This window comes from Neobacillus bataviensis LMG 21833, assembly GCF_000307875.1.
GTDB lineage: Bacteria > Bacillota > Bacilli > Bacillales > Cytobacillaceae > Neobacillus > Neobacillus bataviensis.
Genome location: NZ_AJLS01000055.1, coordinates 67450 through 85417, shown reverse-complemented (window position 1 = coordinate 85417; position 17968 = coordinate 67450). Strand labels below are relative to the sequence as shown.

19 protein-coding genes, 1 other RNA gene and 1 pseudogene are annotated in these 17968 nt (G+C 39.3%); 12 read left to right on the top strand and 9 right to left on the bottom strand.

Features of this window, described 5'->3' with window-relative positions; all coding sequences use genetic code 11:
* Window positions 1-43: 43 nt before the first annotated feature.
* From BABA_RS26000 to BABA_RS08850, 6 genes are all read left to right on the top strand, one after another.
* Window positions 44-421 carry a CotD family spore coat protein gene (locus BABA_RS26000; protein ID WP_007084826.1) on the top strand — a complete coding sequence of 126 codons (378 nt, stop codon included), beginning with the start codon at window positions 44-46 and terminating at the stop codon, window positions 419-421.
* Between the two features lie 126 nt (window positions 422-547).
* The gene (locus BABA_RS08865; protein WP_007084825.1) at window positions 548-1108 is read left to right on the top strand and encodes an SLOG family protein; all 561 of its coding nucleotides are present in this window, start codon (window positions 548-550) and stop codon (window positions 1106-1108) included.
* 102 nt (window positions 1109-1210) lie between these two features.
* Window positions 1211-1513 carry a cell division regulator GpsB gene (gene gpsB / locus BABA_RS08860; protein WP_007084824.1) on the top strand — a complete coding sequence of 101 codons (303 nt, stop codon included), beginning with the start codon at window positions 1211-1213 and terminating at the stop codon, window positions 1511-1513.
* 79 nt (window positions 1514-1592) lie between these two features.
* An RNA gene (gene rnpB, locus BABA_RS26455) (RNase P RNA component class B) lies at window positions 1593-1995 on the top strand.
* Window positions 1996-2165: 170 nt separating this feature from the next.
* On the top strand, window positions 2166-3308 hold the full coding sequence (locus BABA_RS08855; protein ID WP_007084823.1) for a THUMP domain-containing class I SAM-dependent RNA methyltransferase: 1143 nt from the start codon (window positions 2166-2168) through the stop codon (window positions 3306-3308).
* A 74-nt stretch (window positions 3309-3382) separates the two neighbouring features.
* The gene (locus tag BABA_RS08850; RefSeq protein WP_007084822.1) at window positions 3383-5308 is read left to right on the top strand and encodes an ATP-dependent DNA helicase; all 1926 of its coding nucleotides are present in this window, start codon (window positions 3383-3385) and stop codon (window positions 5306-5308) included.
* A 64-nt stretch (window positions 5309-5372) separates the two neighbouring features.
* On the opposite strand, the gene BABA_RS08845 is transcribed toward BABA_RS08850, so the two are convergent.
* Genes BABA_RS08845 through BABA_RS08825 form a run of 5 tightly spaced genes read right to left on the bottom strand, consistent with a single transcriptional unit; the run spans window position 5373 to window position 8134 of the window.
* Window positions 5373-5675 (bottom strand): metal-sulfur cluster assembly factor, encoded by a 303-nt coding sequence (locus tag BABA_RS08845; protein ID WP_007084821.1) that lies wholly within the window; start codon window positions 5673-5675, stop codon window positions 5373-5375.
* Window positions 5676-5688: 13 nt separating this feature from the next.
* Window positions 5689-6933: a hypothetical protein gene (locus BABA_RS08840; RefSeq protein ID WP_007084820.1), complete on the bottom strand. Its 1245-nt coding sequence runs from the start codon at window positions 6931-6933 to the stop codon at window positions 5689-5691.
* A gap of 14 nt (window positions 6934-6947) precedes the next feature.
* Window positions 6948-7154: a DUF2249 domain-containing protein gene (locus BABA_RS08835; protein WP_007084819.1), complete on the bottom strand. Its 207-nt coding sequence runs from the start codon at window positions 7152-7154 to the stop codon at window positions 6948-6950.
* 6 nt (window positions 7155-7160) lie between these two features.
* On the bottom strand, window positions 7161-7397 hold the full coding sequence (locus tag BABA_RS08830) for a DUF2249 domain-containing protein (protein ID WP_007084818.1): 237 nt from the start codon (window positions 7395-7397) through the stop codon (window positions 7161-7163).
* Between the two features lie 44 nt (window positions 7398-7441).
* A complete protein-coding gene (locus BABA_RS08825; RefSeq protein ID WP_007084817.1) occupies window positions 7442-8134 on the bottom strand; it encodes a Crp/Fnr family transcriptional regulator in 693 nt (230 codons plus the stop codon).
* 240 nt (window positions 8135-8374) lie between these two features.
* On the opposite strand from BABA_RS08825, the pseudogene BABA_RS08820 reads away from it, so the two are divergent.
* Window positions 8375-10084: pseudogene (locus BABA_RS08820) on the top strand (cbb3-type cytochrome c oxidase subunit I).
* A gap of 22 nt (window positions 10085-10106) precedes the next feature.
* Here BABA_RS08820 and BABA_RS27680 read toward each other — a convergent pair.
* Window positions 10107-10259 (bottom strand): hypothetical protein, encoded by a 153-nt coding sequence (locus tag BABA_RS27680; RefSeq protein WP_007084816.1) that lies wholly within the window; start codon window positions 10257-10259, stop codon window positions 10107-10109.
* Between the two features lie 127 nt (window positions 10260-10386).
* Between BABA_RS27680 and BABA_RS08815 the strand changes: the two genes are divergently transcribed.
* The 3 genes from BABA_RS08815 (at window position 10387) to BABA_RS08805 (ending at window position 13250) form a co-directional block, all read left to right on the top strand.
* A complete protein-coding gene (locus BABA_RS08815) occupies window positions 10387-10620 on the top strand; it encodes a DUF2249 domain-containing protein (RefSeq protein ID WP_007084815.1) in 234 nt (77 codons plus the stop codon).
* A 216-nt stretch (window positions 10621-10836) separates the two neighbouring features.
* On the top strand, window positions 10837-12339 hold the full coding sequence (locus tag BABA_RS08810; RefSeq protein ID WP_007084814.1) for a carboxypeptidase M32: 1503 nt from the start codon (window positions 10837-10839) through the stop codon (window positions 12337-12339).
* Window positions 12336-13250 (top strand): DMT family transporter, encoded by a 915-nt coding sequence (locus BABA_RS08805; RefSeq protein WP_007084813.1) that lies wholly within the window; start codon window positions 12336-12338, stop codon window positions 13248-13250. Before BABA_RS08810 ends, BABA_RS08805 begins: the two co-directional genes overlap by 4 nt.
* Before the next feature lie 62 nt (window positions 13251-13312).
* Here BABA_RS08805 and BABA_RS08800 read toward each other — a convergent pair whose 3' ends face one another.
* Genes BABA_RS08800 through BABA_RS08790 form a run of 3 tightly spaced genes read right to left on the bottom strand, consistent with a single transcriptional unit; the run spans window position 13313 to window position 15628 of the window.
* A complete protein-coding gene (locus BABA_RS08800; protein WP_007084812.1) occupies window positions 13313-14980 on the bottom strand; it encodes a b(o/a)3-type cytochrome-c oxidase subunit 1 in 1668 nt (555 codons plus the stop codon).
* Entirely contained in the window at window positions 14980-15456 is a 477-nt protein-coding gene (locus tag BABA_RS08795; protein WP_007084811.1) for a cytochrome c oxidase subunit II, read from the bottom strand. Before BABA_RS08795 ends, BABA_RS08800 begins: the two co-directional genes overlap by 1 nt.
* A gap of 22 nt (window positions 15457-15478) precedes the next feature.
* Window positions 15479-15628 carry a cytochrome c oxidase subunit 2A gene (locus BABA_RS08790; RefSeq protein ID WP_007084810.1) on the bottom strand — a complete coding sequence of 50 codons (150 nt, stop codon included), beginning with the start codon at window positions 15626-15628 and terminating at the stop codon, window positions 15479-15481.
* Window positions 15629-16298: 670 nt separating this feature from the next.
* Here BABA_RS08790 and BABA_RS08785 point away from each other — a divergent pair.
* Both BABA_RS08785 and BABA_RS08780 read left to right on the top strand, forming a co-directional pair.
* Window positions 16299-17387, top strand: a complete 1089-nt coding sequence (locus BABA_RS08785; protein ID WP_007084809.1) for a type III polyketide synthase — start codon at window positions 16299-16301, stop codon at window positions 17385-17387.
* Window positions 17388-17957, top strand: a complete 570-nt coding sequence (locus BABA_RS08780; protein ID WP_007084808.1) for an isoprenylcysteine carboxyl methyltransferase family protein — start codon at window positions 17388-17390, stop codon at window positions 17955-17957.
* Window positions 17958-17968 lie beyond the last annotated feature (11 nt).

Below are 17968 nucleotides of genomic sequence, written 5' to 3'. Positions count from 1 at the left end.
AGGCTGTTAATGTAAACAGAATATTTGAAGGGAGAGCAAAAATATGTATCTAGGAACAAATTTCGCACCGCCAGTCATTCATCCGACTCAGCAGATTGTGAACAACACTTTCTCAACAACGGTGGTGCCGCATATTCATCCAACACACGTTACAACTGTCAATCATCATATGTACCAACATAAACATTACTGTACAGAAACGGCTTCATGCTGTGAAGATGTATGCAATCAGCATATCAACTGTTGTAACCCGTGTGCCCCAGGTTTCGGGGCTGGAGGCCCAGGCTTCGGAATGGGAGGTCCAGGGTTCGGAGCAGGAGGTCCAGGTTTTGGAATGGGAGGCCCAGGGTTTGGAGGCCCAGGCTTCGCACCAGGCGGCCCAGGCTTCGCACCGGGACCATTTATGGGACCTAGACCTTAACAGGGTTTATGTGATTTGCAAGGGCTCTTTAGCCCTTGCTTTTTATTGTTGTTTACTTTTATGATATGCTTTTTAAAAAAAAATGTTTGTCCATTTTAAAAAAAATTTTAGGTAAGGAGAACATTCTTGAGTAAAGTACTGGCCATTTCAGGTTATAAACCATTTGAATTAGGCATTTTTAAAAAAGACCATCCATCTGTTTTTTATATTAAGGCTGCATTAAAGAAATCATTGCTGCCAATAATCGAAGAAGGGTTAGAATGGGTTTTGATCAGCGGTCAATTGGGGGTAGAGCTTTGGGCAGCAGAGGTTGTATTTGATTTGCAGATGGAGTTTCCTGAGTTAAAGCTAGCAGTAATCACGCCGTTTCTTGACCAAGAGTCATCTTGGAATGAAATAAATAAGGAATGGTACGAATCTGTTTTGGCTGGGGCAGATTACATCGACTCCGTATCGAAAAAGGGGTATGAGAAGCCGTGGCAATTTCGCTTGAAAAATCAATTCTTTATCGAAAAGAGCGATGGACTCCTTCTTCTTTACGATCAAGAAAAGGAAGGTAGCCCGAAATATATATACGAAATGGCCGTTCAATATCAGAGAAAACAGTCATACCCAATTGAGTTGATCACATTTTACGATTTACAAATGGTTGTGGAGGAAGAGCAAATTAAACAGTCTGATTTTTAGGGAATTTATAGGCAGTTTAATTTAAAAACAAAAGAAATTGACAAAAGGACTTATTTTTGAAAAAATAATAGGTAATGATTGGCTAAACTTGAGGTGATTTGAATGTTGGCTGATAAAGTGAAATTAACAGCTAAGGATATTTTAGAAAAAGAGTTTAAGACAGGTGTTAGAGGTTATAAACAAGAAGATGTCGATAAATTCTTGGATTTAATTATTAAAGATTATGAAACGTTCCATCAAGAAATAGAGGATCTGCAGCAAGAAAACCTAAGACTACGTAAACAGCTTGAGGAGTCATCGAAGCGACAGCCCGTGGCGCAACCTGCAGGTACGACAAATTTTGATATTTTAAAACGATTATCTAATCTGGAAAAGCATGTTTTTGGCAGTAAATTATACGATTGACAAATTGTACCGGGATTTCCTAATAAAAACTATTGAATAAACAGCAGGAAATACATATAATAATAAAGTATCATTAATGACGTTCGGGTAATCGCTGCAATATAGCTTCATGCTATTTGTTGAGGAAAGTCCATGCTCGCACGGGCTGAGATGCTCGTAGTGTTCGTGCCTAGCGAAAAGATAAGCTAGGGCAGTTGGGTGTATACTCAGCTGACGGCCGGGAAAATACCTAAGTCCTTCTTGGATATGGTATGAATACCTATAAAAGTGCCACAGTGACGTAGCCTTTCTAGAAATAGAAAGGGTGGAACGGGTAAACCCCACGAGCGAGAAACCCAAATTATGGTAGGGGCGCTTTCTCTGAGGAATTGAACGAGGAGAAGGACAGATTCCAATGAGGATCTGTAGATAGATGATTACCACCTAAGTACGAGGCATTTTTGCCGTTTGCAGTACTCTGGTACAGAACATGGCTTACAGAACGTTATTAATGGGATAGTATGCTAGGATGTAACGGCTCTCCTGATATGGGGAGCTTTTTTATTGGTTATAATTGCATTTCAGATAAGTTTTTTGTCAATAATGGTAGCGAATATATCTTAACAAATAGAAAATGGAACATACATAACAATTTAACTTTAAGGGTGAAAAAATGGGAAATTATCAAATAATTGCTACAGCGGCGATGGGACTTGAGGCCTTAGTAGCAAAAGAGGTTAGGTCGTTAGGTTACGACTGTGAGGTTGAGAATGGCAAGGTTACCTATACAGGGGACGAAACTGCAATTGCCCGCAGTAATTTGTGGCTCAGAACGGCTGACAGAATAAAAATCAAGGTGGGTGAATTCAAGGCATTTACCTTTGATGAATTATTTGAAAAGACTAAAGCACTGCCATGGGAAGAATTCCTGCCTGAAGATGCGGAATTTCCTGTCATCGGGAAATCTGTAAAATCGAAACTTTTTAGTGTTTCTGATTGCCAAGCGATCGTCAAAAAGGCAGTAGTGGAACGTCTGAAAAAACACTATAAACGGAGTACCTGGTTTGAGGAAACAGGTGCCCTTTACCGGATTGAAGTCGCCTTGCTAAAGGATGTTGCAACCATCACCATTGATACAAGCGGTCAAGGGCTTCATAAACGTGGCTACCGTATTGACCAAGGTGAAGCTCCTTTAAAGGAAACACTTGCAGCCGCCCTTGTGATGTTAACTAATTGGAAGGCTGACAGTCCCTTTATCGACCCATTCTGCGGCTCAGGGACAATTCCGATTGAAGCGGCAATGATCGGACAAAATATTGCACCAGGTTTTAACCGTGAATTTGTTTCAGAAGGCTGGAAATGGATATCACCCACGATTTGGGATGCAGCACGGAATGAAGCCGAAGATTTGGCAAATTACGATCAGCCTTTAGACATTACCGGTTCTGATATTGACCACCGAATGGTAAAAATCGCTCAAGAGAATGCTTTCGAGGCTGGTTTTGCTGATATCATTCAGTTTAAGCAAATGCAGGTCAGAGATATTTCAACAAGCAAGGAATACGGGGTGATTGTTGGAAACCCTCCTTACGGTGAACGACTGGGGGATAAAAAGGCTGTGGAGCAGATGTATAAGGAAATGGGACAGGCATTCAGTAAGCTTGACACCTGGTCCATCTATATCATGACCTCGAATGAAGGATTTGAGCAACTTTACGGTAAACCAGCAACAAAGAAACGCAAACTGTTTAATGGATTTATCCGTACAGATTTATATCAATATTGGGGAAAAAGACCTCCACGTCAAAGTAATTAAAACAAATTAACCATACAAGAATGATTAACAGTTAGCGTCATTTTTGGCGCTATTCTTTTTAGGGGAGGGTCAACATGCAAAACCGGATGCCGTTTGAAGTTTCCAAAACAGAATCCTTTTATGATAAATTAGCCGAGTGGATTGGTGATCTATTTTATGATATCTTGCCTGAAGCCGGATTTGAACTAAGGGATGAACAAATTTATATGGCTTTTCAATTAGAAAAAGCCTTCAAGGATAAAAAAATAATGTTCGCAGAAGCGGGTGTTGGAACCGGGAAAACAATTGTTTATTTGCTCTATTCCATTATGTATGCAAGGTACACAAATAGGCCCGCAGTAATCGCCTGTGCGGACGAGTCTCTTATCGAGCAGCTAGTGAAAAAAGAAGGGGATATTGCCAAGCTTGAGAAGGTACTTGGGTTAAATATTGATACTCGCCTGGCAAAATCGCGGGATCAATACTTGTGTCTTAAGAAACTTGATCAGGTTCGGAATCAAGATTTTTCAGATGAGATATCCGATATTTATCAAAAACTGCCCGATTTTATCCACATGGAAGGCTCAATGCAGTCTTTTGAAAGATACGGTGACAGACGCGATTATCCTCATTTAACTGATGAATTATGGAGCAATCTCAATTGGGATCCTCTGCAGGATTGTTTTTCCTGTGATAAACGTCATCGCTGCGGATTGACATTGCACCGGGAATTTTACAGACATTCAACTGATTTAATTATCTGTTCTCATGACTTTTATATGGAACATATTTGGACAAAGGAATCGAGAAAGCGTGAGGGACAGCTGCCGCTTTTACCGGAGCATTCCTCCGTTGTATTTGATGAAGGCCATCTTCTGGAATATGCGGCGCAAAAAGCATTAAGCTACCGTTTTACAGATTATACGTTGGATACACTCCTTACAAGGTTAATGGAAAATGAAGTCCGTGAAAAAACATTGTACACGATAGAAGATGCCCTTTTAGACAATGAAGCGTTTTTTGACTCCATTTCCCAATTTTCTGTGCTGCAAAAAGGCTCTGAAAAACAAATCATTACGAAGCATCCCCTGGTATTAAAGACGTGCAGGAAGTTACTTTCAACTCTGCAAGCCTTGGAAGAGGAGCTTGTTTTTGAAAGTGAGTTATTTGTCATTAATGAATATGATTTAAAAATTGTTGAGGAATATTTGGAGCAAATCACCTACTCGTTATCACTATTCCTACAAGAACTGAACGGGATCACCTGGTTTGAAGAAGGTGGCGGCGAACGGACACTTGTAATTATGCCGAAAATGGTCGAAGAAGTGATGCGTGAAGAAGTGTTCTCACAGCAAAAGCCGTTTATATTCTCATCAGCAACACTGTCAAATCAAAAATCCTTTGATTATATTGCAAATAGTCTTGGGGTGAAGGATTACCTATCCTTTACAGTTGCCTCACCATTTGCCTATGATGAAAAGATGGACATCTTCCTCCCGCGGTTTCCAAAAGGCAGCATGGAAGATAAAATTTATTATCTGATAAAAATGGTACAGCAATCAGAAGGCCGGGCCCTGATTCTTTTAAATAATAAGGAAGAATTGTCAGAGCTTAAAAAGCAGATGGCAGGGGTCATTTCCTATCCCATTTATTTTGAAGGGGAAGAGGAGATCAGCACTCTCGTTTCGAAATTTCAAAATGAGGAGCATGCGATACTTTGTTCCATTCATCTCTGGGAAGGTCTTGATATTCCAGGAAGATCACTTGAAAATGTCTTGATTTTTTCACTTCCTTTCCCGCCAAATGATCCGGTTTTTACGGCAAAGAGAGAAGGGGTAGATAATCCATTCTTAGAGGTTGATTTACCGTATATGCTTCTCAGGTTGCGTCAGGGTATAGGACGATTAATTCGAAGTGAGCATGACCGGGGAACGGTTCATATCATGATAGATGAAGAAATCGATTCTTTTGTTTTACAAAGTGTTACAGAAGCACTGCCAACAACACCAACAGAAGGTTAAAAAAGCAGGAAGCTCTCTTTACGAGTGCTTCCTGCTTTTTTGTCCAGCTTCAGCTTTTCTCTGTTTATCTCATCCCTAAATAACTTTTCCCTTCTGCGGTCATTTTGTCAGGTGACCAAGCTGGCTCCCAGACAAGATTAACCTCTACATTTCTAGTTTCTTCGATTCCTTCGACAGAATAGCGTACACCTCTTGTAATGCTGTCATGAAGCGGGCATCCAGGTGTTGTCAGGGTCATCGTAATGGTAACATCGTTCTCATCAGTAATCCCAATACCATAAATTAAGCCTAAATCCACAACGTTGATATTTAATTCCGGATCATAAACACTTTTTAATTCTTCAAGGATTCTTTCTTCTAAATTCATGATAAACACCTCACTATTTTTTTAGAACGCTTAAGATACTAACTGCGATTATGATAAACATGATTGATAGTACGAACTGTCCAATGTTAAAGAGCAGGGCTGACTTCATGGCCAATGCACAAAACACAATAAGAACTGCCGCAATAAAGATGGAAAGGACAGGGGTAATGATTTTTTCATTCATCATCTCTTTTAACGTCGGAACCTTTGCTTTACCAATTTCATTACTGTATTTATACGTCCACCAAAGGAATGGAGCAATTTTATATAAATATCCGACAATGCTTAGGACAATCCAAAGTAAAAGATAAAGATAGATAAGCGGGCCGATAAGTGCACTAAAATGGTGACTCCACAATAATACAAATGCGGCCAAATGAATGATAGAACCTAACCCAATGGCAATTAAAGAAAACGTAAATGGTTTATCCAGCTTTTTCTTTAATCTTTTTTTGATGATAATGCTAATATGCCAGCTAAAAATGGAAAAGCCTGCAAATAATAAAAAGAACCCAAATTTCAACAAGATACTGCTATCGGTAAAGAAAGAAATCAATGTTGCAACAAGACCGGTAACATAAAATCCATAAACATATTTTGCCTGTACCATTGGGAATCCATGGGACAAAGAAAACATTGGTACCATCTTATAGGAAAATCCGAAAATTAACAGGGTAAACCAGCCGGTAACACCCATTAATAAATGGCTTTTAAAAATCGGTTGATAGTATTCAGCACCAAACCCCGTTTTTAAGCAATAGACCAATGTAATCCCTAATGAAATCGTCATAAACAAACAAATTAATGCCGTCCCGACAAATGCGGTTAAAATGGTTGGTTTCGCTTGTGCTTTTAAAGTCATAAACATTTGAAATAAAAACATTAATATCCCAATTAATGTGATGATACCGGGTATTAAGGCATCTTTCGGTGACCAATAGAGCATCCCCGAGAATGTGGCAATGCCGGCTGCAGTTACGAAAAATTGAACAAAACCGAATTTCTCATTCCATATTTTCGTTAGGAATGCCACAGGTACCAGCTGGTACATCGCACCCATTGCGACCATTAACGCCCAGCCCAGCACTAATAAATGGGCTGATGACCAGATTTGCGGGATCCTAAAGCTCCCGTCTGCCATCAATTGTCCATTTACAAGTAATAGAATTTGGGAAAGGACAAGTGAAATTAAACTAAAAAAGATAAATGAGAAAGGAAGTTTAATATTTGTTTCACTCCCCATATTTTGAGGAACCATAATAGTACACCTTCTTAGCGAAAGATCTCGATTTTAAAGCTTCCATCGTCTTGTGGTTCTGTGCGCTGCCGGTAACCTAATTCTTCAAGCTGCTCATAAAGGAACATCGGTCTTCTATCATTAATAATCGTCAAAACCTCATTTTCCCCAAGTGTTTCTAAGGCTGCTAAGGTCCTCATCATTGGCTGAGGCGGCTCTAAACCACGATTATCTAATATCATTTCAGGTCATCCTTTCTTAGTAAACGTTACCTTCCAATGCTTCTTATCAAGTTCTTCTTCCTCATGTGTAAACCCTTGTGCCTTTAATACCGCGAAAAGGGGAACAGGCTTAAACGGAGCATGAAGAATAAAAACATCGTTCTCTTCTTTACATTCCTTTACAGCTTCCATAATTTTTTGAAAGGGTTCTATTTTATTTTTTAAATCCTCACGTACATCTATTTCAATGATTCTTTGTTCCATTTGCTTTACAGCTCCTTCTATTTTTAATTGAAAAAACTTTTTTATTAATAGAATACCTCGTTTTGTAATGCTTCCCGGTTGATTAAGTAAAACCCGTCTTCATCCTGGATCACAAAATCCTTCTTTTTTACATGATTAATGGTTCTGCTGACGGTTTCTCTTGATGTGCCAATCATATTGGCTAATTCCCGGTTGGTGAACTGGGTTGTCAGCTTGAAACCATCCCCGATCCTTTCAGCATTTGATTCACATAGTCTAATAAGAAGTAAGATAATTTGTTCGTACGTATTATGGAGAACTTGTGCTTCCAATCTTCCCTGCAGGTCAACAATCTTTTCTCCCAACACTTTAAAAAGCTTAATGCAAAGTTCCGGATAGGTTAGGAGGATTTCTTCAAATTTATCAATTGGAATGACAATGAGATTCGCATCTTCCATCACTTCAGCATGCGCTGGGAAATTCCCTTTTCTGAAAAAGCCGGCATGCGGAAACATTTCTCCCGGTTCCAGGACGGAAATTAATTGTTCTTTACCTGATTGATCGGTTTTGTAAATTTTGATTTTCCCACTATGAATAAAAAACACGCGGTCAAGTCGATCATCCTGCATAAAAATATACATTTTGTGTTTATAAAAGCGAGTCTGTGCAATTTTTACGATTGGATCAAGCTCTTCAGCAGATAATTCCTTGAAGATAGGGACTTCGGACAACCGTTTTACTATGTCCTCCTGCTTCATTAACATCACCTTCATATTATTAATTCGATTTAGTTACATTGTAGCAATGATTGAAAATCGAATATGTGACCTCCATCATAGGTAGATCATATTTATTGAAAATAATTCTCATTGTGACTTTGTGAAAAAAGTTTTTCAAGTGTGACAATTATCACAGCGATGAAATGAAGATCTTCACTTTATGCTGTCTTTTTCAAAGCTAAAATACAGTTTGTATTGCAAATAGAAAGGATGAATAGCATGGAAATACAACACAGGACGTCAACCAATAAAGTGTTGAAGACCAATAAAAATGGCCTCTTAAAATCTGTATTAATTGCCACCATTTTAATTAGCTTCACCGTTTTACTTGTTGGCGGCTATTGGATATTTAAAGAACAAGCCCCAAGACCGCTAGAGGTTACGAATGAAAAAGGTGATGTTCTTTTTACGAAAGATTCCATTATGGGGGGACAGGCAGTTTTTCAAAAGTACGGATTGATGGACTACGGTACCGTTTTAGGACACGGTTCCTATATGGGGCCAGACTATACGGCTGAATCCCTAAAGCTTTATACGGAAGGAATGCAGGATTTTAAAGCAAATGACAAGTTTGGAAAAGACTTTTCTTCATTAAAAGAAGATGAAAAAATCGTTATTAAAAATAACGTAATTAAAGAAATGCGCAAAAATCGCTATGACAGTAATAAAGATACGATGGTGCTAACAGATGCACAAGCTTTCGGGCTTGAAAAGGTAAGAGCGCATTACTTAGAAATCTTTACGAAAGGTGACAACTGGGGATTAAAGGCAAATCTTATTAAAGAAAGCGATATGCCGAAAACAGATCGTGCCTATGTTGCAAAAGGCGATCAAATTACACAAATATCTGATTTCTTTTTCTGGACAGCTTGGCTTTCTAGTACAGTTCGGAAAGGGGATAACATCACATATACAAATAACTGGCCTTACTACGAAGATGCCGGAAACCACTTATCCTTCTCTGCTGTTTAGTGGAGTGGTGCAAGTATCACCATTTTTGTTTTAGTGCTGGGAATTATTTTATTTGTTTTCTACCGCTATCAATTTAGTATGCAATAAGCATATAAAGACGGAAATTTCCCTCAAATTGATTTACGGAAAATGCCTGTGACAAGCTCTCAAGTAAAGAGCGGCAAATATTTTGTTATCGTTTCAGCCTTATTTCTTGTCCAGTGCATGTTTGGGGCATTACTAGCACACTATTACATAGAGCCTGATAGTTTCTTTGGAATAAAGTGGATTCATGATATTCTACCGTTCAATATTACAAAAGGGTATCATTTGCAACTTGCTATTTTCTGGATTGCAACGGCATGGCTTGGGATGGGTATTTACGTTGCCCCGCTTGTCGGCGGTTACGAGCCAAAGAAACAAGGATTACTCGTCGATATTTTATTTTGGGCGTTGGTTGTCCTTGTTGTCGGTAGTATGGTTGGTGAGTGGCTTGGAGCAAACGGCTACTTAGGAAATAACTGGTTCTTGTTTGGACACTCTGGCTGGGAATATATCGAGCTTGGACGCATTTGGCAACTGATCTTGATTGCCGGTATGTTTATCTGGCTGTTTATTGTTTATCGAGGAATTAGAGCGGGTCTTAAGAAAGAAACCGATAAGTGGCTTAAATTCAGCTGTATTATGTTAAACGTTGGCCTTGCCGGAATGGTCTTTTTATCCCTGCTTCCAGTCGGGATCATCCAAATTAAAGAAGCCTTCAATCACGGATACGCTACATCTCGTTCTGCTTCCTTCCTGCAAAAGGATATCGTGCAAACATTATTAACTTGGCGTGCGGTGCCTGACACCATTTTCCTTATTGGTGTAGTGGTATTAGTGGTATTCTGTATAAAAGCGCTGTTTAATTTACGGAAACCAACACATCAAGAAGGGGAAAAGCTTCCTGTTAGAGACTTATCGCTTGATGAGGAATAAAAGATATGAAAATCCGCAAAGCTTAGCTTTGCGGATTTTCTTTTTCAACTTTTAGACTTTCATAACATTCAAAACAATAAATCTCTTTTTCTTCCGAATGGACGCCGTTAAAAAATCCATCTAAACAATAGACTTCTTTGTTGCAGCATTTACAAATCCCCAATAATTCTTTCAAGACCCATTCCCCCTGACAGCAATAGTATTAATAAAATCATGTTCTAGGTGTGATGCGGTGCACTAAAACTAAATAATAGTTTCTTTATAATAAAGTAGAAATTAACAAACTATAAGGAGTGATAATAATGCAAACCTACGCAAAAGTAATCAACGTGCCAGATTTTCCACCAAAGGAAAAACATCCTACTATTTTTAACGGTTTTGATGAATTGGCATCTGGCGAGATGATGATGATTGTTAATGACCATGACCCGAGACCGCTTTTATATCAATTCATGTTGGAAAGACCTGAGCAGTTTTCTTGGGAGTACCTTGAAGAAGGTCCAGAAACATGGAAAGTTGCCATTAGTAAGAAGTAATTTCTGGTGTTAGTGTCTTTGAAACAACGGGGCACTTAACCCTCTCTCATCATTTTACGTGAATTTTTTTCCAAGTAACATCCTCTTTTTCCTATACTTTATATTTTACAACAGAAATCCGTTTCTGTTGTTTTTTTTCCACATTACTACCATGTAACATCCATTTTTCAGAAAAATATGATAAAATTTAACTGTCAGTAAAAGAGGGGGATTTACATGGGTATTGATCAATTAGAGAAAGAATTCTTGGAATATGTGAAAAAAATGTCCGCTTATAATGAGGCACTGGGATTGATTTACTGGGATCTTAGAACAGGTGCCCCGAAGCAGGCTGTGGAACAACGCTCAGAAGTGATTGGAATGCTCTCATCCGAGGTATTTAAAATGTCCACTTCTGAAGAAATGGCCGCATACATAGCCAATTTATCAAAACAGCTGCTGTCTGAAAAGACGAGCAAAATTTTGGAAGAATGTAAAAAAGAATATGAACGAAACAAGAAAGTCCCGGTCGAAGAATATAAAGAATTTGTCATTCTCCAATCAAAAGCGGAAAGTGTCTGGGAGCAAGCAAAGGAAAAGGCTGATTTTGCTTTGTTCAGTCCGTACCTAGAGAAGCTGGTAGCGATGACAAAACGATTCATTAGCTATTGGGGCCACGAGAAGAATAAGTATAATGTATTGTTAGATATATACGAACCCGACGTGACAATGGAAGTATTGGATCAAGTGTTTGGTGAATTAAGGGAAAAAATTGTCCCATTGGTTAAACGGATTGCGGAATCAAACCATCATCCTAAAACGGACTTTCTATTTAAGAATTTTCCAAAGGAAAATCAGCGGGAATTAAGCCTGAAGATCCTTGAAAAAATGGGCTATAACTTCAATGCAGGCAGACTGGATGAAACCGTTCATCCTTTTGCGATCGGATTAAACCCTGGTGATGTCCGTGTTACCACAAAGTATGACGAAAATGACTTCCGTACTGCAGTTTTTGGGACGATTCACGAAGGCGGTCATGCCCTATACGAACAAAATATTTCAGCAGACCTAATTGGGACACCGCTTTGTTCCGGTACTTCAATGGGAATTCACGAATCACAGTCACTTTTCTATGAGAATATTCTAGGACGAAGTTTTTCATTTTGGAAAAATAACTACGACCTATTGAAGGATTATGCAGATGGTCAGTTTGATCAAGTTAAATTGGAAGAATTTTACCGCGCTATTAATGAATCAAAACCATCACTCATTCGCATTGAAGCAGATGAATTAACCTATCCACTCCATGTAATCATCCGCTATGAAATTGAAAAAGGGTTATTTAATGATGAAATAGAAGTGAAGGATCTGCCGAAAATTTGGAATGACAAGTACGAAGAATACCTAGGCATTCGCCCTGAAAATGACGCGTTGGGCGTCCTTCAGGATGTTCACTGGGCTGGAGGCAGCTTCGGTTATTTCCCTTCCTATGCCTTAGGGTATATGTATGCAGCACAATTTAAGCATAAAATGCTTGAAGAAATTCCGAGCTTCGATCAATTAGTAGAGGAAGGAAATTTGCTGCCTATTAAGGAATGGCTGACGAAAAATATCCATCAATACGGCAAAATGAAAAAGCCGCTTGAAATCTTACAGGATATCACTGGTGAAGGCCTTAATGCGAAGTATTTAATTGAGTACCTTTATGAGAAATATGGAAAGGTTTATCAGTTAAATTGAAGAAGGTCATTCCGGTTATCTTCATTGTGATAAGTGCATCATTGTGGGGGATGATTGCCATCTTTGTGAGGAAACTTACTGATGCTGGATTTACCCCAATGGAGATAGTTACCATCAGGGTTGTCACTGCGGCAATTTTGCTAGGACTGATTGGTGCAGTAAAATACCGGCCGCAAATGAAAATCAAATTCCCTGACATTGGGCTGTTTATTGGCACGGGGATCTGCAGTATCGTCTTATTCAATTGGTGTTATTTTTCCGCCATTAATCAAATGAATTTGTCTCTTGCCGTGATTTTATTGTATACAGCACCGGCCTTTGTGACGATATTGTCCTATTTATTTTTAAAGGAAAAAATGGATGCAACAAAAATACTATCCGTTTTCGCGACAATTGCAGGCTGCGTATTGGTCGCAGGTGTCAATCTAAATGCTACTGCAGCCATTCGGCCAATTGGGGTTCTGATAGGGCTTGGAGCAGGCTTTGGATATGCCTTATATACGATATTTGGCAAGTTTGCCTTAAAAAAGTATCCCACCTTTACGGTAACATTGTACACCTTTATGGTTGCATCGCTTGTCTTACTGCCCGTGACACATCTCTGGGATAAATGGAATCTTCTTATTAGCGGGGAGATCGTCCTATACGGAATCGGTCTGGGACTTTTCCCAACAGTAATTGCTTATTTATTGTACACAAAAGGGCTTGAAAAAGTGGAGGGCAGTAAAGCAGCTATCATTGCCACCGTAGAACCTGTTGTAGCTACGATATTAAGTGTTTTTCTGTATGCAGAAGGTTTTGGAGCCATCCAGGCCGTGGGCACAATCTTGATCCTAATGTCAGTTCTACTCATTAATCGTCCTATAAAAAAGTACGAAATAAATAATAAAAAAAGGGCTTCAATCACATAGATTGAAGCTCTTTCTGTATTGTCCAGCTCCAGCGCCTTAGCAAGGCGCTTCCGCTTTTCCTTTTACCATTTACTCCAAGTCTGGAATCCTTTTGAGCCTGGAGGTGCATTTTGAATGATATCGATAAACGGTATCGTGTAAGCGAATAAAATGAGAGCGGCTGTAATGCCAAGCCATAATTTCCAGTTTTCGAATACCATTGGTGCTTTTTCTCCCATGTTTTCTGCTTCAGCAACAGGGAATTCTTCCTCCTCTTTAGGAGCAAAGAAGGCAAGGTTCACAAAAATGATTAGCACTAAAATAATCCCAAGGAATAAAATCGATCCGCCAACAGCCTGAGCGATTTGATATGGAATCCACTCGGCCGCTTGCTTTGCACCGCCGTAGGTAGAGAAGGCAGAACGTCTTGGCCCGCCAAGCAGGCCTTGGATATGCATTGAACCTGACATGAATACCATCCCAATGAACCAAACCCATGCCTGGATAATGCCTAATTTATTCATTGCTTTCGTTAATTTACGTCCAGTTAAATGCGGAACTAACCAATAGGAAATTCCAAAGAATGTTAACACAACGGAAGTTGCTGCTGTTAAATGGAAGTGACCTGTGATCCAAATGGTGTTATGCACGACTTGGTCCATTTGGTTAGAAGCATTGATGATTCCGCCGGCACCGGCAGGGATAAACGAAGCCATCCCGATAAATGGAACAATAAAGCGGGCATCGCCCCATGGAAGCACTTTAAACCAGCCAAACAAACCTGTAGCACCTTTAGAACGCCCGTATCTCTCAAAGGTTGCGAAAAGTGAGAAGGCAGTCATTAATGATGGAATAACAACCATGAACGTCAGGATTACTTGGAAAAACTTCCAAGCAGGATCAATACCTGGCTCTGTTAATTGGTGGTGGAAACCAACCGGAATGGAAAAAAGCAAGAATAAGATAAATGACAAGCGTGCTAACGAATCTGAGAAAATCTTACCACCGATAATTTTTGGAATAATCGCATACCAACACATATATGCTGGCAATAACCAAAAATACACTAATGGGTGACCGAAATACCAGAACAATGTACGACTGACTAGGACATCAACAGTATCAACTAATCCAAGTGACCAAGGAAGTAGTTGGAATAAAACCGTTGCAGCAACACCTAATGTCGCTACAATCCACATAACAGTATTGATTACTGCCATAAAGCTTAGTAATGGACTTGGTTGACCAGGATTATTTTTCCGCCATCTAGCATATGTCATGATTTGCGCCGCACCATCTATCCAACTGCCGACAATCACGAATGTTAATCCCAAGTAAAAAATCCAGTGTGCTTTAAGTGGCGCATAGAAAGTGTAAAGTACCGATGCTTCCTTAAGGAGAACCATTGTTGCTGCCATTAAAGTTCCGAGTAACATAATCCAGAAGCCAATCCAGCCAGTTCGTCTAGCAGCGTTCGAATGACCTCCGGTTGTTCTGCTGACAGCAGCATATTGAAAACCCATAATAAAGAAGGTTGTTAAGACAAGACCCATTAAAACACCATGAACCGTTAAAATTTGATAGTAATCAATTCCCCATGGAAGCTCCCATTTACCTGAACGTACTAAGGTTTGCAGGAGACCCATTAATCCGCCAAGGGCAAGTGCCGAAAACGCAACAAAGAAATGTGCCATGGAAAGCTTTGCATCACGAGGGTCGACTTTTACTTTTGTAGCTGTAGTGTTAACCATTATTTTACCACCTCAATCATCGAACTCATTAAATGGTGCCCAGCACCACAGTATTCATTACAAACTATTAAATATTCGCCAGCTTTATCAAATGTTGTCGTATATTCGCTAACATATCCCGGTTCAAGCATCATGTTAACATTAGTCCCAGCCATTTCGAAGCCATGAACGACGTCTTTTGTGGTGGCAATGACTTTTACCTTTGCGCCAAGCGGCACTTCCACTTTAGCCGGACTATAAGAGAAAGCAGCTGCAACATATACTAATTCATAGTCCCAGTCTTTTCCCTCTACTTTATGTAGGCCTGGTTTATCAAATGGTTTCGTTTCATCCACTTTTTCAGGATTAATTGTCGTTAAACAGCTCGGTGGTTTGTTGCCAAGATAGAAGGCACTTACACCAATGACTGCCAAGAAAATAACAAGGCAGCTAATTCCGAACGTCAGCCAAATCTTTTCTAATTTATGCATGTGCATCATTTTTTCCCCCTTCAATCAATTAAAAACGATCTACGAATAGGTAGTAAACGCCTACCCAGGTGACAATAATAAATGCTCCCAACATGAAAACGGACGCTAATGTCCCTTTGAGAGAGGAGCTGTCTTCCACTTCTGTCTTTTGCTTAGTTTTCAGTTCCGCTTTCGCCATCCCCTGTGACCCCCTTCTAAAAATGGATTTAAATAAATAAGTTCTCTTTCATAATACAAAACAATTGCGAAAGTAAAATATCAAATTCCGAAGTTCACAAATTGTTCATTCCTTAGGTATCTACTATGTTAATGTTATAAACTTGATGTAACAGTGATTTATATCACAATTAACAAAGAGTAAATGTGAAGAAAATGTGAACTATCACACTCGAGCTGTGATAAAAGTAATTGATTAATGGTTCACAAACTATATTGCCTTGATTTAAAAATACATTCACATTATTGAATTCCAAAAATAAAATAGAAGTAGATCTGTTAATCTCCTTAAGAAGTGAGTGGTCTTTTGTGGAAAAATATTATTGCGAACAATGTCGCCTTTTATATAATAAAGTAGAATACTGTAACGTTTGCGGATCATTGGCAAGTAATAAAATCATGATCGAAGTTCAAAAGCAATCAGAAAAGCAATAATAGAAATTGGAAATGATTATGTAATGATGAAAATCATCATCCGCGTTATAATTGAAGTGCACAACAACAACCTTCAAAACGTTTGCTTCCCTGACAAAAGGGGAGCTTTTTTTTTTGCCACTAAACAGGAGACTTCTCCCGAATAATTCGCTAGATATTGGAAAAAATACCTATACATATGTCGAAGGAGAATGATGATGCCTGCCATTATTTCCGTTTCAGTGGTCAGTCCCCCTTTTGAAATTACCCAAAACGAAGCATCTGAGTTTGCAAGAGAACTCTTTGCCGACTCCTTTAAAGATATTGACAGACTGTTAAAAGCCTTTCAGAACGGTCAAATAGAAAAACGCCATTTTGTCAAAGATTTAGAATGGTTTAAAGCAAATCATACCTTTGAAGAGAAGAACAATGCCTATATTGAGTCGGCGGTGGAATTAGGAAAAGAAGCCATTGTGACCTGTTTAAATGACCAAAATTTCCTTCAAAAGAACATTCCTTGCGAAAAGATTGACGCTATTTTTTTTATCTCATCCACGGGCATTTCAACGCCAAGTATTGAAGCAAGAATTATGAATCTATTGCCCTTCAACCCGCATACAAAAAGGGTGCCGATCTGGGGGCTTGGCTGTGCCGGCGGGGCAGTCGGATTATCAAGGGCATTTGACTATTGCTTAGCATTTCCAAAGGCAAAAGTGATTGTCCTATCTGTTGAGCTTTGCAGCCTCACGTTTCAAAAGAATGACCTGTCAAAAAGTAATCTTATTGGAACATCTCTTTTTTCCGATGGAATTGCCTGTGCATTGGTTTGCGGTGATGAAGCTAAAGCAGAGGAGTTTAACAAGAAGGCCGCATCACCCGGGATCATCGCAACGCAATCGACACTTATGCCTGATTCCTTAGATGTGATGGGCTGGGAATTAAGAAATTCGGGATTATTCGTTGTCTTTTCTCGTGATATCCCTCATATTGTCGAAGGCTGGCTGAAGCCAAATGTAAAGTGCTTTTTAGCGGAGAACAACATACAACTTGATCAAATCGATTGTTTCATTGCCCATCCCGGTGGAAAAAAAGTGCTTGATGCTTATGAATTGGCACTGGATATTCCGCCTTCGATGAATGAAATCTCTTTAGAGGTTTTAAAGCAATTTGGAAATATGTCTTCAGCAACGATTCTTTTTGTATTAAAGCGATATATGGAGATGGACATTCCTAAAAACACAATGGGTCTTGCAACCGCACTTGGGCCGGGCTTTAGCTCGGAATTACTCCTACTGAGGTGGAGTTAAATGAATGACCTCATTCCATTTATCCTATTCCTAAGTTTTGTTATCCTTCAGCGCGTGGTGGAACTATTTATTGCCAAGAGAAATGAAAAATGGATGAAGCGCCATGGAGCAGTTGAGTTTGGTAAAAGACACTATAAATATATGGTAGCGATGCATGTGCTGTTTTTTCTCGTATTCATAACGGAAAAGGTGTTGCTTAATCGACTGCTATCACCCATTTGGCCAATTGTCCTTTGCCTATTTTGTTTTGCTCAGTTTATAAGGATCTGGGCACTTGCCACTCTCGGCATGTATTGGAACACAAAAATTCTTGTTCTAGCGGGTGCTAAAGTGGTTAGAAAAGGGCCATACCGCTTTTTAAAACACCCCAATTATTTTGTTGTCGCGATTGAATTGCTCGTTGTGCCCTTGCTGTTTACCGCATACTATACCGCATTTCTTTTTACATTATTAAATGTCATCATGCTAATGATTCGGATCCCTGAGGAGGAAAAGGCACTACGTGCATTAACAGAATATGATGGAGCCTTTAAGGACTGCCATCGCTTTATCCCAAGAATTGATAAATGATTGTGACAGTT

Coding starts and splice junctions, on each gene's coding strand:
- BABA_RS08780 (WP_007084808.1), top strand. CDS start 17,388: ATGAATGACCTCATTCCATTTATCCTATTCCTAAGTTTTGTTATCCTT.
- BABA_RS08785 (WP_007084809.1), top strand. CDS start 16,299: ATGCCTGCCATTATTTCCGTTTCAGTGGTCAGTCCCCCTTTTGAAATT.
- gpsB (WP_007084824.1), top strand. CDS start 1,211: ATGTTGGCTGATAAAGTGAAATTAACAGCTAAGGATATTTTAGAAAAA.
- BABA_RS08830 (WP_007084818.1), bottom strand. CDS start 7,397: ATGGAACAAAGAATCATTGAAATAGATGTACGTGAGGATTTAAAAAAT.
- BABA_RS08795 (WP_007084811.1), bottom strand. CDS start 15,456: ATGCACATGCATAAATTAGAAAAGATTTGGCTGACGTTCGGAATTAGC.
- BABA_RS08790 (WP_007084810.1), bottom strand. CDS start 15,628: ATGGCGAAAGCGGAACTGAAAACTAAGCAAAAGACAGAAGTGGAAGAC.
- BABA_RS26000 (WP_007084826.1), top strand. CDS start 44: ATGTATCTAGGAACAAATTTCGCACCGCCAGTCATTCATCCGACTCAG.
- BABA_RS08810 (WP_007084814.1), top strand. CDS start 10,837: ATGGGTATTGATCAATTAGAGAAAGAATTCTTGGAATATGTGAAAAAA.
- BABA_RS08800 (WP_007084812.1), bottom strand. CDS start 14,980: ATGGTTAACACTACAGCTACAAAAGTAAAAGTCGACCCTCGTGATGCA.
- BABA_RS08855 (WP_007084823.1), top strand. CDS start 2,166: ATGGGAAATTATCAAATAATTGCTACAGCGGCGATGGGACTTGAGGCC.
- BABA_RS08845 (WP_007084821.1), bottom strand. CDS start 5,675: ATGAATTTAGAAGAAAGAATCCTTGAAGAATTAAAAAGTGTTTATGAT.
- BABA_RS08815 (WP_007084815.1), top strand. CDS start 10,387: ATGCAAACCTACGCAAAAGTAATCAACGTGCCAGATTTTCCACCAAAG.
- BABA_RS08840 (WP_007084820.1), bottom strand. CDS start 6,933: ATGGTTCCTCAAAATATGGGGAGTGAAACAAATATTAAACTTCCTTTC.
- BABA_RS08825 (WP_007084817.1), bottom strand. CDS start 8,134: ATGAAGCAGGAGGACATAGTAAAACGGTTGTCCGAAGTCCCTATCTTC.
- BABA_RS08850 (WP_007084822.1), top strand. CDS start 3,383: ATGCAAAACCGGATGCCGTTTGAAGTTTCCAAAACAGAATCCTTTTAT.
- BABA_RS08835 (WP_007084819.1), bottom strand. CDS start 7,154: ATGATATTAGATAATCGTGGTTTAGAGCCGCCTCAGCCAATGATGAGG.